Raw genomic sequence first — 15,365 nt, 5'->3', positions numbered from 1 at the left:
GAAGGACGACAGGAGGCAATCCGTGAGCGCGACCGCGGGCCACGCGGAGGAGCAGACCAACCCGGCCGCGAGGCTGGGTTTCGAGCCCGGACAGGTGGTCCAGGAGATCGGCTACGACGACGACGTCGACCAAGATCTCCGTGAAGGCATCGAGTCCGTCATCGGCCAGGACCTCGTGGACGAGGATTACGACGACGTGGCCGACGTCGTCCTGCTGTGGTTCCGGGACGAGGACGGAGACCTCACGGACGCGCTGGTGGATGCCATCGGGTTCCTCGACGAGGGCGGCGTGGTCTGGCTGCTGACCCCCAAGACCGGCCGCGACGGCTATATCGAGCCCAGCGACATCCAGGACGCCGCGCAGACCGCCGGGCTCTCCCAGACCAAGAGCATCAGCGTCGCCAAGGACTGGTCCGGCACCAAGATGGCCACCCCCAAGCGGTGACGCCGCTCCGGTAGCGCCGCCTCCAGTCACCCGCCAGCGCCCCCGGCGACCCTGTCGCCGGGGGCGTTCGGCATGGGTGACACACTGGGCGCGCCGACCGGGCTCCGTGCCCGGAGCGTCCGTGACCAGAGCTCCATGACGAGAGCTCCGTGACCAGAGAGGGTGTTGACCCATGGCTGTCGCCGCAGGCGAAAAGGCACCGGACTTCGCGCTGAGGAACCAGCACGGCGAGACCGTCCGGCTCTCCGACTTCCATGGGGAGAAGGCCGTGGTGCTGCTCTTCTACCCCTTCGCCTTCACCGGGGTGTGCACCGGTGAACTCTGCGCGCTGCGCGATGAGTTGCCCAAGTTCGTCAATGACGAGGTGCAGCTGCTGGCCGTCTCCTGTGACTCGCCCTTCTCGCTGCGCGTCTTCGCCGAGCAGGAGAACCTCGGCTACCCGCTGCTCTCCGACTTCTGGCCGCACGGCGAGGCCGCCCGTGCCTATGGCGTCTTCGACGAGGAGAAGGGCTGCGCGCTGCGCGGCACCTTCATCATCGACAAGGACGGCGTGGTGCGCTGGACGGTCGTCAACGGCCTGCCCGACGCGCGTGACCTGAACGAGTACGTCAAGGCGCTCGGCGCCCTCTGACGCGCCGCGGCAGCCGCCGAGTGCGCCCAGCCCCCCGACGGCTCCCTCGCCGGCAGGACGTTCCCCGGCGGCGGGAACCCCCGCCCGGTCTCCACGCGTTGATCGGAGGCCATCGCAACAACAGGGGGCGCGGTTCCCGTCCGCCCTCTTTGAACCAGTGGAGGATCCGTGGGAGTCAGTCTCAGCAAGGGCGGCAACGTCTCGCTGACCAAGAGCGCCCCTAACCTGACCGCCGTCATAGTCGGTCTCGGCTGGGACGCGCGCACCACCACCGGCACGGACTTCGACCTGGACGCCAGCGCGCTGCTGACCGGCGAACAGGGCAAGGTCGTCTCCGACCAGCACTTCGTCTTCTTCAACAACCTCAAGAGCCCCGATGGTTCGGTGGAGCACACCGGTGACAACCTCACCGGTGACGGCGAGGGCGATGACGAGGTCATCAAGGTCAACCTGGCGGCCGTGCCGGCCGAGGTGCACAAGATCGTGTTCCCGGTCTCCATCTATGACGCCGAGGCCCGCCAGCAGAGCTTCGGCCAGGTGCGCAACGCCTATATCCGGGTGGTCAACCAGGCCGACAACACCGAGCTGGCCCGCTATGACCTCAGCGAGGACGCCTCCACCGAGACCGCCATGGTCTTCGGCGAGCTCTACCGCAACAACGGGGAGTGGAAGTTCCGGGCCATCGGCCAGGGTTACGCTTCCGGTCTGCGCGGCATCGCCCAGGACTTCGGGGTCAACGTCTGAGGACGCCCAATTTGCCTGACGGATCGTCAGGAGCGTTCTGACGGTCCCGGTCCGGCGCCGTGCCTTCCGGGATTTCGCCCTCCGGTGTTCGCCTTCCGGCGTTCGCCCTCCGGTGTTCCGTAAAGGCGCGGCGCCGGGCGCATGGCGGCCGCCGGCCGCCGCACCGTCACCAATCCCGGGGAGGAACAACACCATGGGCGTCACGCTCGCCAAGGGAGGCAATGTCTCCCTCTCCAAGTCCGCGCCGAATCTGACCGCCATTGTGGTCGCGCTCGGCTGGGACGCCCGCACCACCACCGGTGCGGACTTCGACCTGGACGCCAGTGCGCTGCTCTGTGCCTCGGGCCGGGTGCTGGGCGACCAGTACTTCGTCTTCTACAACAACCTCCGCAGCCCGGAGGGTTCGGTGGAGCACACCGGTGACAACCTCACCGGTGAGGGTGAGGGTGACGACGAGACCATCCTGGTGGACCTCACCAAGGTGCCCGCCGCCTGCGACAAGATCGTGTTCCCGGTCTCCATCCATGAGGCCGATCTCCGCGGGCAGAACTTCGGCCAGGTGCGCAACGCCTATATCCGGGTGGTCAACCAGGCCGACGGCAGCGAGCTGGCCCGCTATGACCTCAGCGAGGACGCCTCCGCCGAGACGGCCATGATCTTCGGCGAGGTCTACCGCTATGGCGGGGAGTGGAAGTTCCGCGCCGTCGGCCAGGGGTACGCATCCGGACTCCGGGGTATCGCCCTGGACTTCGGGGTCAACGTTTCCTAAAGCCGGTTACTGTTCAGGGTAAAAACCCTCGGACAGTGAAGGATTGGTTCAACCTGTGCTCCTGAAAACCTTTGGCTGGTCGTTCGCCGTGACGGCGGCCGGCCTTGCCGCCGCCGGCCTGCTCTGGGGGTGGCAGGGGCTGGCGATCGTCGCGATCCTGTCGATCCTGGAGATATCCCTCTCCTTCGACAACGCGGTGATCAACGCCGGAATCCTGCGCAAGCTCAACCCCTTCTGGCAGCGGATGTTCCTTTCGGTGGGCATCCTGATCGCCGTCTTCGGCATGCGGCTGGTCTTCCCGGTGGTCATTGTGGCCATCACCGCCAAACTCGGACCGATCGAGGCGGTCCGGGTCGCCCTCAACGACCATGAGCGCTATGAGCACTTGGTCACCAGTGCCCACCCGGCCATTGCCGCCTTCGGCGGGATGTTCCTGCTGATGATCTTCCTTGACTTCCTCTTCGAGGAGCGGGAGATCCAGTGGCTGGGCCCGGTGGAGCGCCTGCTGGGCAAGCTGGGCAAGGTGGACGCCCTCTCGGTGATCGTCTCCCTGGTGGTGCTGATCATCGCGGCCACCACCGTGGCCACCGCCGTTCCGCTGCACGGCGGTTCGGGCACGGTGGACAAGGCGTCCACGGTGCTGCTGGCGGGCATCGGGGGGCTGGTCACCTATCTGGTCGTCGGCGGTGTCTCCGGCTTCTTCGAGGACCGGCTTGAGGGTGACGAGGACGATGACGAGGCGGACGGCGCCCCGCGGCCGGGGAAGAGCACCGGCGCGGCGCTCGGACTGGCCGGCAAGGCCGCCTTCTTCACCTTCCTCTATCTGGAGGTCATAGACGCCTCGTTCTCCTTCGACGGCGTCATCGGGGCCTTCGCCATCACCAATGACATCTTTGTGATGGCCCTGGGCCTGGGCATCGGCGCGATGTACATCCGCTCGCTGACGGTCTTCCTGGTCCGCAAGGGCACCCTGGACGACTATGTCTATCTGGAGCACGGGGCGCACTATGCGATCGGTGCGCTGGCCGTCATCCTGCTCGCCACCATCAAGTACGAGATCAATGAGGTCATCACCGGCCTGGTGGGTGTGGTGCTGATCGGGCTGGCCTTCCTCTCCTCGGTACGGCGCAACAGGCTCGCCGCGGTGGAGGCGGACCCGGCGGCCAAGCAGGAAGTGACATCCGGGGTGTGACCCCGGCACATTTGCGGAACCCTCTGATCGGGGCGGCCATGGGGCACCATCCCCGGGCCGCCCCGCGGCAGTTGGGCCACGACAAAGAGGGTGGGGATCCGCAGATGACCGCGTGGGAGAGGCTGTTCGGCAACCGGGGGCGCGGCGCGGGCTGGCAGTTCGACAGTCCGCATATGAGCGGTGCCATAGAGCTGACAAAGCGTCACTCGGTGTATTCGCTGACCAAGCAGGGTGCCGTCACCGGGAACCTGCGGGTCAATCTGTCCTGGCGGATGCGCACTTCGGACTTCGGTGAGCGCCCCAAGACGGCCGGGATGAGCGGCCTCTTCCGCAAGTTCACCCCCGAGGTGGTGGCCGCCCAGGGCACCGCCATGGTCTCGGTGGACCTCGACCTCGCCTGTATGTATGAGCTCTGGGATGGGTCAAAGGGCGTGGTGCAGCCGCTGGGAAACATACTGGGCAGCATCAACTCCCCGCCGTATGTTCAGCTCAGCGGGGACGACCGGTTCGGGTCCGGGGCCGGTGAGGACATCTACATCAATATGGACCACCGGGACGAGATCAAGCGACTGCTGATCTTCGTCTATATCTATGACGGCACCCCCGCCTTCGAGCGTACCCATGCGACGGTCACCCTCTATCCCGGCAATGGCCCGCGGATAGAGATCCCGCTCCATGAACGGGCCCCGGAGGCGCGCTCCTGCGCGGTGGTGATGATCGAGAACAACAAGAAGGAGATCGTCGTCCGCCGTGAGATGAAGTATGTCTACGGCTTCCAGGCCGAGTTGGACCGCCTCTACGGCTGGGGCCTGCAATGGGGCAGGGGTTACAAGAGCAAGGTCTAGCGCCGTAGGGCCCCGTCAGGGGCGCGGGGAACTGCGCGCTCAGCCCAGAACTCCCCGCACCCGAAACTCACCCCGGCAGGGGTGCCCCGTGAGGGGCGCGGGGCGACTTCACTATGCGGCTCCGCCGCGTGGGCGCGACCAGCCACATCCAACCCGCACCCGAAACTCACCCCGGCAGGAACTGCGGTCCCTGCGGCGGCAGTCGGAACGCCGGATCGGGCGCCGTCCGCTGCTGCGGATAGCCATACGCGGGCTGCGGGTACCCGTAAGCGGGATGCGGGTACCCGTACCCGGCCGCGGGCGCGCTCTGCGGCGGCGCGGGCACGCTTGCGGCGCCCTGCGGTGGCGCGGGCGCACCCGCCGGTATCGCGGGCGGCACCGACGCCGGAACCACCGGCGGCACGGAGGGCGGCGGCGGATAGTCCGGTACTCCGGCCGCGGCCGCCGGTACTCCGCCTGCGGCTCCCGGCACCGCGCCCGCAGCCGCCGGTACTCCGGCCGCGGCCCCCGGCACTCCGCCTGCGGCCCCCGGCACCGCGCCCGCGCCCGTCCCGCCCGGCTGACCGGAACCGGAATCCGACTCCTGCTCCGAATCCTCCACCGAGATCCCGAACTCCGTGGCCAGCCCCTCCAGTCCGGACACATAGCCCTGCCCCAGTGCCCGGAACTTCCAGCCCTCGCCCCGCCGGTAGAGCTCGCCACAGATCATGGCGGTCTCCTTCCCGGTCTCCGGACGCACCTCGAAGCGTGCCACCGGCTCGTCCCCCGACCCGGCCCGCGCGGTGTCATAGAGCAGTACGCACAGGTCCTTGACCAGACCGAACGGACCACCGTCCGCGGAGGCGGCCAGCACCACCCGCCGTACCCCGCCGTCCAGGGCCGACAGATCGACCTCCAGCGAGTCGGTCAGCCCCTCGGTCAGCCGCGCCTTGGGCAGATGACGGACCAGGCCCGAGGGGTGCCGGGGCTGGTTGTAGAACACAAAGTCCTCGTCCGAGCGCACCCGCCCGTCCTCGGCCAGCAGCAGGGCGGAGGCGTCCACATCCGGAATGCCCGGGCCCGGGGTCCAGCGCAGTACCGCCCGTACGGCCCGGGCCGTAAGCGGGATATTGGACCCCTTCTGCATGGCGTGCGTCATGCCGCAATCCTGCACTCCCCGCCCGCCCCCGGACAACGCGGGGCCCGGCCGTCCGCTTGCCCCTTAGCGGATACAACTCCACTATGAGGCCGCTTTTTCCGTGACTTGGGGAACTCTTGACCGTCCGCCGCACGTACCATAAGCGGCCACCTTGGCATCCGGACGGGTCTGCGGGACCAGGCAAACGGCACAGTGAACGGGGAGAATGTGCGGCATTTCGACCATCTCGCACCCGAGGTGCGGAAGGATCTCTTCCATAGCGAACCAGGGGAGTTCGGCCCCCAATCCGAGCTGCCCACCCTCGCCGTCGCCCTGGGTGCCACGCTCTACAGCCCCGCCACCCGGCCCGGTCTGGCCGGGGACATCCTGCGGCAGCGGGCGCGCGGGGTGGTGTCCATGGTCCTGTGCCTGGAGGACTCCATCGCCGACCAGGAGGTCGCCGAGGCCGAGCGCAACCTGATACGCCAGCTCATCGAGCTGTCCACGGCCGGGGCCACCCCGCCGCTGCTCTTTATCAGAGTCCGTGAGCCGGAGCAGATCGGCGGTCTGGCCCGGCGGCTCGGCCCCGCACTGCGGCTGTTGTCCGGATTCGTCCTGCCAAAGTTCACCGAGGACCGGGGGCTGCCCTTCCTGGAGGCGCTCACCGAGGCCGAAGTGGCCCATGGCCGGCGGCTATTGGCCATGCCCGTCCTGGAGTCGCCCGAACTGCTCCACCTGGAGACCCGCGCCGAGACCCTGGCCGGGATCGCCCGGGCCGTCGCCAAATACCGCGAGCGAGTGCTGGCGCTCAGGCTTGGGGTCACCGACTTCTGCGCGGCCTATGGACTGCGCCGGGCGCCCGATATGACCGCCTATGACGTCCAGTTGGTGGCCTCGGTGATCGCCGATGTGGTCAATGTGCTGGGCCGCGCGGATGACAGCGGCCTGACCATCACCGGTCCGGTCTGGGAGTATTTCCGCCCCCATGAGCGGATGTTCAAACCCCAGCTGCGCCGCAGCCCCTTCGCCGGGCCCGCCGACGCGCTGCGCACCGCCCTGATCGCCCATGACCTGGACGGCCTGCTCCGCGAGCTGGAGCTGGACCGGGCCAATGGGCTCCAGGGCAAGACCTGTATCCACCCCTCGCATGTGGCACCGGTCCATGCGCTGTCGGTGGTCAGCCATGAGGAATACAGCGATGCACGGGACATCCTGCGCTCGGTACGGGACGGCGGCGGAGTGCTGCGTTCCGCCTACACCAACAAGATGAACGAGGCCAAGCCGCACCGCGCTTGGGCCGAACGCACCCTGCGGCGCGCCGAGGTCTTCGGCGTGGCCCGCGAGGACGTGGGCTTTGTGGAACTGCTGGCGGCGAGCGTCGGGAAGCCGGCATGAGGAGGAGCGAGGACATGGTGTGGCCGGGGCAGTGGGTGGCGGACCGGCTCGGTGTCCGGCTGACCGGGGACGCCCGGCTGCCGGAGCTGCTGGGCCTGGCCCTGCGCCGCAACCCCCGGCGGGCCCATCTGCTGGTCTCCACGGTGCTGGGCAAGCATATGCCGCAGCGGCCGGGCGTGGTCCGGGGCGCCGGGCTGGAACTCGGCCGCCGGGTAAGGGACTTGCTGGGCAGCGCCGAGGGGGCGGTGGTCCTCGGTTACGCCGAGACCGCCACCGGCCTCGGGCACTGTGTGGCGGACGGCCTGGGGCCGGTGTCCTGTCTGCACTCCACCCGGCGGGCGGTGCCGGGGATGACGCCGGCCGGTGGCTTCGAGGAGGAGCACAGCCATGCGACCTCGCATCTGCTGCTGCCCTCCGACGCGGGGTTGCTGACCACCCCGGGGCCCTTGGTGCTGGTGGACGACGAGCTGTCCACGGGCCGTACGGTGCGCAATACGATCGCCGCGCTGCATACGAGGGCCCCGCGCCGGCGCTATGTGGTCGCGTCGCTGGTGGACGTACGGTCGTCCGCGGACCGCGCCGGACTGGCCGCGTTCGCCGCGGAGCTGGGCATACGGATCGATGTGGTCGCCCTCGCCACCGGTGAGGTCGCTCTCCCCCCTGATGTGCTGGAGCGCGGCAGCGCGCTGGTGGCGGAGCTGGAGGGTCCGGGTTACCCGCCAACTGGTCCAGCCCCTAAGGCGTTTGAGGACGGTGCGGCTTCCGGGGGTGCCCAGGCGGAGCCCCCCGCTCCGGTGAGGGCCGCGGCCGGGGAAATCCCCCGAGTGGACCTCGGCTGGCCCGCCGGCCTCCCCGACGGCGGCCGCCATGGCTTCACCCCCGCACACCGCGAGCGACTGGAAGCCGCCCTGCCCGCCATGGCGGAGCGACTGGCCGCCCGGATCGCGCCCGGCAAGGGCGGACCACCCGCCCGCATCCTCGTCCTCGGCACCGAAGAGCTGATGTACGCCCCCCTCCGCCTGGCGGAGGAGCTCCAAAACCGGCTCCCGCACACGGAGATACGGTTCTCCACCACCACCCGCTCACCGGTCGTCGCCATGGACCACCCTGGCTACGCCATCCGCTCCCGCCTCACCTTCCCCGCCCATGACGGCTCCGGCGAAGGCGACCGCTACGCCTACAACATCGCGGACGGCCGCTTCGACGTGATCGTCAGCGTCATCGACGACACCGCCGACACCCCCCGGCTGCACGCCCCCGGCGGCCTTCTGCACCAGCTCTCCGCCCACACCGAAAGGGCACTGCTGGCAGTGATCCCCTCCCATCGGCCCGGCGCCCGGGAGCGCCGCGAGCCCCTGCGCGGCCCCGCCTTCTCCTCCTATGCCCCCGAGGACGTCGGCTGGCTGCTCCAGGACCTCTCGGCCGTCACCCTGGAGGCACCCACCGAGGAACGGGAGGAGGCCATCCAGCGCGGCGGCGCCCACTACGCCGAGTCGCTGCCCCAGGAGTACCAGCCCAGCGAGCGCTACCAGGAGCTCTACCGGACGGCCCTGGACGCCTCGGCCGCCCGCGTCGCCCGGGCCGTCGGCACCGTCACCAATCTGGTGCTGGCCGAGCGCTCCCCCCGGCCCGTCCTGGTCTCCCTCGCCCGGGCCGGCACCCCCGTCGGCATTCTGATGCGGCGCTGGGCCCGGTACGCCCATGGCCTGGACCTGCCGCACTACGCCCTCTCCATCGTCCGCGGCCGGGGCATCGACACCGCGGCCCTGCGCTGGCTCGCCGACCACCATGACCCCGCCGATGTGGTCTTCGTGGACGGCTGGACCGGCAAGGGCGCCATCACCCGCGAACTGGACCAGGCCCTGCGCGGCACCCCCTTCGACCCCCGCCCGGCCGTCCTCGCCGACCCCGGCCACTGTGTGGACACCTTCGGCACCCGCGACGACTTCCTGATCCCCTCCGCCTGCCTCAACTCCACCGTCTCCGGCCTGATATCGCGCACCGTGCTCCGCGCCGACCTGGTGGGGCCGGAGGACTTCCACGGCGCCAAGTTCTACCGGGAGCTGGCCGCCGCCGATGTCTCCCGCTCCTTCCTGGACACCGTGGGCGCCCGCTTCCCGGACGTCCATGAGGAGGCCACCCTGGCCGCCAAGGAACTCGCCGACACCGACCGCACCCCCACCTGGAGCGGCTGGGCCGCCATGGAGCGGATCAGCGCGGAGTACGGCATCGGCGATACCAACCTGGTCAAACCCGGCGTGGGCGAGACCACCCGGGTGCTGCTGCGCCGGGTGCCCTGGAAGATCCTCGCCCGGCGCGGCGCCGGAGCCGAACTCGCCCATATCCGGCTGCTCGCCGAACAGCGCGGCGTCCCCGTCGCCGAGGTGGACGAACTGCCGTACAACTGCGTCGGCCTGATCCACCCCCGCTACACCCGGGGCGCCACCGGCGCCAACGGCCAGGCGGTGCAAGCCCGGTGAGTGTGCTCGTCGCCGGCGACCTGGACCGCACCCTGGTCTACTCGGCCGCCGCCCTGGGGCTGACCATGCCCGACACCCGGGCGCCGCGCCTGCTGTGTGTGGAGACCTACCAACAGCGACCGCTGTCCTACCTCACCGAGACGGCCGCCGCCCTGCTGGCCGAACTGGCCCGTACCGCCTGCTTCGTCCCGGCCACCACCCGCACCCGCGAGCAGTACGCCCGCCTCCATCTGCCCGGCCCCGCGCCCGAGTTCGCGGTCTGCGCCAATGGCGGGGAACTGCTGGTGCACGGCGAACCCGACCTCACCTGGCGGGCCCGGGTACGGGGCGCGCTGGCCGAGAACTGCGCCCCGCTGGCGGAGGTACGCGCCCGGCTGCTGCGCCATGCGGACCCGGCCTGGCTGCTCAAGGAGCGCACCGCCGAGGACCTCTTCGCCTATCTGGTCGTGGACCGGGACCGGCTGCCCGCCGCCTGGCCGGCCGAACTCGCCGAGTGGGCCGGGGAACGCGGCTGGACCGTCTCCCTCCAGGGCCGCAAGGTCTATGCCGTGCCCCGGCCGCTCACCAAGAGCGCCGCCGTCGCCGAGGTGGCCCGCCGCACCGGCGCCACCCGGCTGCTGGCGGCCGGTGATTCACTGCTGGACGCGGAACTGCTGCTCGCCGCCGACCAGGGCTGGCGCCCGGGCCATGGCGAACTGGCGGCCACCGGCTGGACCGCGCCCCGGGTCACCGCACTGGACACCCGCGGTGTCCTGGCGGGGGAGGAGATCCTCCGGTGCCTGCTGGCGGCGGCTCGCTGAGACGTAACCTCAAGGAGCCACAGACCGGTTGGGAACCGAGGAGGTTTCAATGGCCGCAGGAAAGAGCCACTGGCTCGACCCCGAGCTCTACGCCTATGTACTCGCCCACAACCCCGAGCCGGACCCGGTGCAGCGCGAGCTGATCGACACCACCCGGGCCCGCTTCCCGGATGCCGCGGGCAAACAGATTCCGGTGGAACAGGGGCCGCTGCTGGCCCTGTTGGTACGGCTCACCGGTGCCCGTCACCTTGTCGAGGTGGGCACCTTCACCGGCCTGTCCGCCCTGGCCATGGCCCAGGCGCTGCCCGCGGACGGCAAGTTGATCACCTTGGACGTCTCCGAGGAGTGGACCGGCCCCGCCCATGAGGCATGGGCCAAGGCCGGGGTGGCCGACCGCATCGAGCTGCGGATCGCACCCGCCCTGGACTCGCTGCGCGCCATGCCCGCCGAGCCGCATATCGACCTGGCCTTCCTGGACGCCAACAAGGACGGCTATATCGACTACTGGGAGGAGCTGGTGCCCAGACTGCGGCCCGGCGGACTGCTGGTGGTGGACAACGTCCTGTTCGGCGGCACCGTCCTGGACCCCTCGGGCGGCCACCCGATGGGCGCCGCGGTCCGGGCGTTCAATGAGCACGCCACGGCCGACGACCGGATGGAGAGCGTGCTGCTCACCGTCGCGGACGGGCTGACCCTGGCGCGCAAGCGCGGCTGAACCCGGCGGCCGAGCCCAGCGGCTGCACGCCGACGGCTCAGCCGCAGCAGCCGCCGCCGCAGCAACCCCCGCCGGAGGGCGCGGGCTTGGCCGGGCCGCTGGTGCCGGTGACCGCGACCGTGGACAGCAACTTCACGGTGTCCGGGTGCCCTTGGGGGCACTCGGCGGGCGCCGAGGACTCGGCCATCGGCCGGTTGAGCTCAAAGGTGTCACCACACGCCTTGCAGCGGTATTCGTAACGGGGCATGCCAGGCAGCATAACCAGCGAACCGGGGGCCGCGTCGGGGGCGCGGGTCCCGGACAGGCCACACACGGCCCGCACCCCGCAAAACCGGCCCTACCGGGCGGAGCCCCCACGCTCCGCCCGTATGCGCCCCACCACCTCGGCCGCCGTCTCCCGCACCCCCTCCATCTCCATCAGGAAGCGCCACCAGTCCGGATGCCGTCCCTCCAGGGCCGCCACCGCCGCCTCCAGCCGGGCCACCGCCTGGTCCAGCGGGGCGGCATGGCGGGGATCGGGGGTGCTGCGGCCGGTCATCGCCAGCCGCTGGGCGTCCCGCAGGGCGAACCGGGTCCGCTCGATCTCCCGCTGCCGGTCCGCGGACACCTCGTCCAGCCGCCGCAGCCGGTCACCGGCCGCCGACACCGCCGTATCGGTGTCCGCCAGCAGCGCCCGCACCATGGCCAGCAGCGAGGTGGCGTCCGCCCAGCGCTGTTCCTGCCGCGCGGTACGGGCCTCGCGCAGCTTCTCCTCCGCCTCCCGCACCGCCCGCTCGGCCTCCTCCGGCACCTGCTGGAGGTCCTGCCAGCAGGCCAGGCTGTAACGGCGGCGCAGCTCACTGAGGATGGGGGCGACACCCGCCGCCCGGGTGCTGATCGCCTGGGCCCGGGTGGCCAGGGACACCAGCCGCTTGTCGATCTCGGCCACCCGTACGGGCAGTTGCTCCGCCTCGGCGGCGATCGCCTGGGCCTCCCGCAGCACTCGCTCGGCGCGGGCGAGGGTCTGCCGTACCCCGTGCTGCCCGGCCCCCTGGTTGAGCTTGGTCAGCTCCGGGGCCAGCGCGGCCAGCCGGGCCGCCGGCTCATCGGCCCGCAGCCCCGAACCACGCACCGTCTCCAGGGCGTTGGTGGCCGCCAGCAGCCCTTGCCGGGCCCGCTCCACCGCGGGCGCCACCCGGGCCAGCTCAGCCTCGGCCCGGGCCAGCAGCGGCGCCAGACTCCGCCCGAACCGCTCCAGGTCCGCCCTGACCCCGGCCAGCTCGTCCCGGGCCCGGCTCAGCTCGGCACTCGCCCGCGCCGCGGTGACCCCGTCCAGGTCCTCCCGGTCCAGATCGTGGGCGTCCACGGTATCGATATAGGCGCCGGACACCTGGTCGATCCGTGCCCCGTACGCCTCGAAGTCCGCGGCCGCCTTGCGGGCCGCCGGCGAACCGTCCACCGCCGTGATGGTCTCTATGGTGATCCGCAGCTCCCGCTGGGCGGTGTCCAGTTCATAGAAGGCCGCGGCCGCCGCGTCCTTGGCCGCCTGGGCCTGGGCCCGCTGCCCCTCGCCGCGCCCCCGCCCCCAGCGGCGCGTCCCGCCGCCGGCGAAGGCGGCCGAGGAGGCCACCGCCAGCAGCGGCAAGGGCAGCAGCACCAGGGCGAGAGTCTCCCTTACCGCCCGTACCGCCCCCGCCGACCGCGCCGTGGTAGCCGTCACGCGCCGCCCTGCCTCTCCGGTTGCTCTCCCCAGGCTCGAAGGCCCATTCTCCCATCCGCCCGGGAAGAGCCGGCGGGACGGTCAGCCGGCGGTCTCCAGCCGCACCGCGCCGTTGCCGCTGTGCGCCGACAGGGCGTACCGGCTGTCGTCGTCCCGCTTGACGCCTATATGCACCTGTCCGTTGTGACTGCCCGCGTCCACCTTGTACTTCGCCTCCGGCACGGTGATCTTGACCTCCCCGTTGTCGCTCTCGGCCGTCACCTGCTCCGCGGGCTTGTCCAGCGACAGCCGGATCCGCCCATTGCCGGACTCCGCCCGCACCTTCCGTCCGGCCAGGCCCTCGCCCGTCACCTCACCATTGCCGGACCGCAGCCGCACCTCGCCCTTGAGGCCCTGGGCCACGATCCGCCCATTGCCGGAGCTCACCTGGACGTCCTCGGTCAGGTCCCGCACCGTGACCTGCCCATTGCCGTCCTTCACCACCACCGCCACCCCGCGCGGCACCTCCACCCGGTGCTTGCTCCGGCAGTCGCTGCTGATCCCGCCGCAGTGCTCCCGCAGCTTGAGCGTCCCCTGCTCCAGCTCCCAGGACGCCTTGGTCTCCCCACCCACCGACCACCCGGCGAACCACCGGGTGACCTGCACATCCTTCCCACTGCCCGGCACCAGCTCCAGCTGCGAGTTGTCCGAGTCCACGGTGAGCGTCCGCCCACTGAAGGCAAACGCCCGGTGCTCCGCCTTGGCATCGTCCAGATCGGCCGACCCACACCCGGCAACGGCCACCGCCGCGATGACGACACCCCCGGCCAGCAGCGACAGTCGGGCGGCACGGGCAAAGCGAGCCATGATCATCTCCATCTTCGGCGGCAGGGCATCGGACACATCCCTCACCCTAGAAACCCGATCAAGCCCGGCACGATCCCACTCGCTACCGCATCGGGGGTGGGGATAACCCCCCACCCGACGGGATTGCGGGGAAGCGGGCGCGGCCATGTACGCTGTCCTCTCCACCCCGGGTGCATAGCTCAGCGGTAGAGCGCTGCTCTTACAAAGCAGATGTCGCTGGTTCGATCCCAGCTGCGCCCACCAGCCGAAAGACCCCGTAGCGATCTGCTGCGGGGTCTTTTGACGGCAGGGATCGACGGCAGTGGCCCTACGCGGAGTGCCGCCGCCGCTTCAACAGCCGGTCCATGTGACCCATGGCCTCACGGCGGGTGTCGTCCGAAACGTGGGTGTAGGTGTTCATGGTCACCGCGATCTGGGAGTGACCCAGAATCTCCATCACCACCCGCGGCCGGACCCCGGCGGCGAACAGCAGGGTGGCGCACCCGTGGCGGGCGTCGTGCAGCCGGATTCTCGGCAGCCCGGCTGCGGCCGCGATCCGCTCGAATGACCGGCTGAGGTTTCTGGGCTCGACCGGCCGGCCGGTCCGGGTGGTGAACACATAGCCCGTCTCGTCCCACGCCCGCTTGGCTTCCCGGCACTGCTCACGCTGGCGCAAACGCTGCCAACGGAGTGGGGCAATGCACATCAGCGGTACCGGGATCGTGCGCGTGCGCCGGTTTTTGGTGGTATCCGCGTACAACTCCTTCTGCACCCGCTGGAGTTGGTTCCGCACGGTTAGCATCCGGCGGTCCAGGTCGATATCACACCACCGGAGCCCCAGAATCTCGCCGCGCCGCAGCCCCAGCGCGACAGCCAGGACGAACGCGGCATAGAGAGCATCCCCTCTGGCCTGTTCCAGGAACAGCAGCGTCTCGTCCAGGTTCCAGGGCGTCAGCTCCCGCGGCTGGACGCGCGGCGCCGGGACGAGCTGCACCACGTTGCGGCTGATCAACTCCTCGCGGCAGGCGGCCGTGAGAGCACTTCGCAGCACCCGGTGCGACTCCTTCGCCGTCGCCGGGGACGCTTGAGACGCCACGGCGGAGAGCATGCGCCGAACGTCCGGCACGCCAAGGTTCTCCAGCCGCTTCGTGCCGAGCAGCGGGACGAGGTATCGCCGGATGTGCGTCTCGTACTTCGCGTAAGTAGTCTTCTTGCGCTCGGGTTTGACGAACTCCTCCAACCAGTACGGCAGCCACTCCGAGAGCTTCGCCGAGCGGGTTGGGGTCGGAATTCCTTGACGATCGCGTCGGATCAACTCCTGGCGCTTGGCGTCGCACTCGGCCCAGGTCGCGCCGTACACGGTCTTCCGCTTACGGGTGCCGTCCGGCTGAGGTACGTACACACGGGCCTCGAACCGCCCGTCCTTGCGCTGCCAGATGCTGCCGGCACCGTTGGGGTTCCGCTTGCGTGCCATCAGGCAATCTCCTCAAGGAGCTTGGCTCGCAGGTAGGCGCTGAGGGCGTCGGCGGGAACGCGTCGGAGGTGCCCTTCCTTGAAGGAGGGCAGGACGCCCGAGCGAATCAGGTCGTAGACCCGCGACCGGCTGTAGCGCAGGGCTTTCATGACTTCCGGGACGGTCAGTGCTTCATGGGTGGTGGGGAGGGCGGTGCTCATCCGGGACAGCCTCCTAGGCGAGCGTCGGGGCCCC

Annotated in this window: 16 protein-coding genes and 1 tRNA gene; 11 read left to right on the top strand and 6 right to left on the bottom strand. The window is 70.3% G+C overall.

Annotation, left to right across the window (positions count from 1 at the left end; genetic code table 11):
- Nucleotides 1-22 precede the first annotated feature (22 nt).
- The 6 genes from CV755_RS16505 (at nucleotide 23) to CV755_RS16480 (ending at nucleotide 4,626) form a co-directional block, all read left to right on the top strand.
- Entirely contained in the window at nucleotides 23-445 is a 423-nt protein-coding gene (locus tag CV755_RS16505; RefSeq protein ID WP_109280997.1) for a DUF3052 domain-containing protein, read from the top strand.
- Nucleotides 446-617: 172 nt separating this feature from the next.
- Nucleotides 618-1,076: a peroxiredoxin gene (locus CV755_RS16500; protein WP_109280996.1), complete on the top strand. Its 459-nt coding sequence runs from the start codon at nucleotides 618-620 to the stop codon at nucleotides 1,074-1,076.
- 168 nt (nucleotides 1,077-1,244) lie between these two features.
- Complete coding sequence (locus tag CV755_RS16495; RefSeq protein ID WP_109280995.1) at nucleotides 1,245-1,820, top strand: TerD family protein; 576 nt, start codon at nucleotides 1,245-1,247, stop codon at nucleotides 1,818-1,820.
- A 193-nt stretch (nucleotides 1,821-2,013) separates the two neighbouring features.
- A complete protein-coding gene (locus CV755_RS16490; RefSeq protein ID WP_109280994.1) occupies nucleotides 2,014-2,589 on the top strand; it encodes a TerD family protein in 576 nt (191 codons plus the stop codon).
- Between the two features lie 55 nt (nucleotides 2,590-2,644).
- Nucleotides 2,645-3,781, top strand: a complete 1,137-nt coding sequence (locus tag CV755_RS16485; RefSeq protein WP_109280993.1) for a DUF475 domain-containing protein — start codon at nucleotides 2,645-2,647, stop codon at nucleotides 3,779-3,781.
- Between the two features lie 104 nt (nucleotides 3,782-3,885).
- Nucleotides 3,886-4,626, top strand: coding sequence for a TerD family protein (locus tag CV755_RS16480; protein ID WP_109281908.1), 741 nt, complete (start codon nucleotides 3,886-3,888; stop codon nucleotides 4,624-4,626).
- 166 nt (nucleotides 4,627-4,792) lie between these two features.
- Here CV755_RS16480 and CV755_RS16475 read toward each other — a convergent pair whose 3' ends face one another.
- Entirely contained in the window at nucleotides 4,793-5,764 is a 972-nt protein-coding gene (locus CV755_RS16475) for a TerD family protein (RefSeq protein ID WP_109280992.1), read from the bottom strand.
- 207 nt (nucleotides 5,765-5,971) lie between these two features.
- Between CV755_RS16475 and CV755_RS16470 the strand changes: the two genes are divergently transcribed.
- From CV755_RS16470 to CV755_RS16455, 4 genes are read left to right on the top strand one after another with little or no spacing between them, the layout of a single operon-like run.
- Nucleotides 5,972-7,138: an HpcH/HpaI aldolase/citrate lyase family protein gene (locus CV755_RS16470; RefSeq protein WP_109281907.1), complete on the top strand. Its 1,167-nt coding sequence runs from the start codon at nucleotides 5,972-5,974 to the stop codon at nucleotides 7,136-7,138.
- Nucleotides 7,135-9,618, top strand: coding sequence for a phosphoribosyltransferase (locus tag CV755_RS16465; protein ID WP_109280991.1), 2,484 nt, complete (start codon nucleotides 7,135-7,137; stop codon nucleotides 9,616-9,618). Before CV755_RS16470 ends, CV755_RS16465 begins: the two co-directional genes overlap by 4 nt.
- A complete protein-coding gene (locus CV755_RS16460) occupies nucleotides 9,615-10,418 on the top strand; it encodes an HAD family hydrolase (RefSeq protein WP_109280990.1) in 804 nt (267 codons plus the stop codon). Before CV755_RS16465 ends, CV755_RS16460 begins: the two co-directional genes overlap by 4 nt.
- A gap of 49 nt (nucleotides 10,419-10,467) precedes the next feature.
- Complete coding sequence (locus CV755_RS16455) at nucleotides 10,468-11,133, top strand: O-methyltransferase (RefSeq protein WP_109280989.1); 666 nt, start codon at nucleotides 10,468-10,470, stop codon at nucleotides 11,131-11,133.
- 37 nt (nucleotides 11,134-11,170) lie between these two features.
- Here the strand turns inward: CV755_RS16455 and CV755_RS16450 are convergent, their stop codons facing one another.
- The 3 genes from CV755_RS16450 to CV755_RS16440 form a co-directional block, all read right to left on the bottom strand.
- Nucleotides 11,171-11,380 (bottom strand): FmdB family zinc ribbon protein, encoded by a 210-nt coding sequence (locus tag CV755_RS16450; RefSeq protein ID WP_193553415.1) that lies wholly within the window; start codon nucleotides 11,378-11,380, stop codon nucleotides 11,171-11,173.
- Between the two features lie 90 nt (nucleotides 11,381-11,470).
- Nucleotides 11,471-12,832, bottom strand: coding sequence for a coiled-coil domain-containing protein (locus CV755_RS16445; protein ID WP_241561251.1), 1,362 nt, complete (start codon nucleotides 12,830-12,832; stop codon nucleotides 11,471-11,473).
- An 81-nt stretch (nucleotides 12,833-12,913) separates the two neighbouring features.
- Entirely contained in the window at nucleotides 12,914-13,714 is an 801-nt protein-coding gene (locus CV755_RS16440; RefSeq protein ID WP_161968709.1) for a DUF4097 family beta strand repeat-containing protein, read from the bottom strand.
- Between the two features lie 132 nt (nucleotides 13,715-13,846).
- Here CV755_RS16440 and CV755_RS16435 point away from each other — a divergent pair.
- A tRNA-Val gene (locus CV755_RS16435) sits at nucleotides 13,847-13,921 on the top strand.
- Nucleotides 13,922-13,985: 64 nt separating this feature from the next.
- Here the strand turns inward: CV755_RS16435 and CV755_RS16430 are convergent.
- Together CV755_RS16430 and CV755_RS16425 are read right to left on the bottom strand one after the other, a co-directional pair.
- The gene (locus CV755_RS16430) at nucleotides 13,986-15,131 is read right to left on the bottom strand and encodes a tyrosine-type recombinase/integrase (protein ID WP_109280986.1); all 1,146 of its coding nucleotides are present in this window, start codon (nucleotides 15,129-15,131) and stop codon (nucleotides 13,986-13,988) included.
- Nucleotides 15,131-15,331 (bottom strand): helix-turn-helix domain-containing protein, encoded by a 201-nt coding sequence (locus CV755_RS16425; protein WP_109280985.1) that lies wholly within the window; start codon nucleotides 15,329-15,331, stop codon nucleotides 15,131-15,133. The genes CV755_RS16430 and CV755_RS16425 overlap by 1 nt, the downstream gene beginning before the upstream one ends.
- Nucleotides 15,332-15,365 lie beyond the last annotated feature (34 nt).

Source organism: Streptomyces orinoci (assembly GCF_003121295.1).
Taxonomy (GTDB): domain Bacteria; phylum Actinomycetota; class Actinomycetes; order Streptomycetales; family Streptomycetaceae; genus Streptomyces; species Streptomyces orinoci.
Note: the sequence above shows the minus strand (reverse complement) of the source record. Positions and strands in the feature narration are given on the sequence as shown.

Bases quoted from the DNA above. Each gene is read 5' to 3' on its own strand.
- CV755_RS16500 (WP_109280996.1), top strand. From the start codon at position 618: ATGGCTGTCGCCGCAGGCGAAAAGGCACCGGACTTCGCGCTGAGGAAC.
- CV755_RS16490 (WP_109280994.1), top strand. From the start codon at position 2,014: ATGGGCGTCACGCTCGCCAAGGGAGGCAATGTCTCCCTCTCCAAGTCC.
- CV755_RS16480 (WP_109281908.1), top strand. From the start codon at position 3,886: ATGACCGCGTGGGAGAGGCTGTTCGGCAACCGGGGGCGCGGCGCGGGC.
- CV755_RS16475 (WP_109280992.1), bottom strand. From the start codon at position 5,764: ATGACGCACGCCATGCAGAAGGGGTCCAATATCCCGCTTACGGCCCGG.
- CV755_RS16465 (WP_109280991.1), top strand. From the start codon at position 7,135: ATGAGGAGGAGCGAGGACATGGTGTGGCCGGGGCAGTGGGTGGCGGAC.
- CV755_RS16455 (WP_109280989.1), top strand. From the start codon at position 10,468: ATGGCCGCAGGAAAGAGCCACTGGCTCGACCCCGAGCTCTACGCCTAT.
- CV755_RS16450 (WP_193553415.1), bottom strand. From the start codon at position 11,380: ATGCCCCGTTACGAATACCGCTGCAAGGCGTGTGGTGACACCTTTGAG.
- CV755_RS16430 (WP_109280986.1), bottom strand. From the start codon at position 15,131: ATGGCACGCAAGCGGAACCCCAACGGTGCCGGCAGCATCTGGCAGCGC.
- CV755_RS16425 (WP_109280985.1), bottom strand. From the start codon at position 15,331: ATGAGCACCGCCCTCCCCACCACCCATGAAGCACTGACCGTCCCGGAA.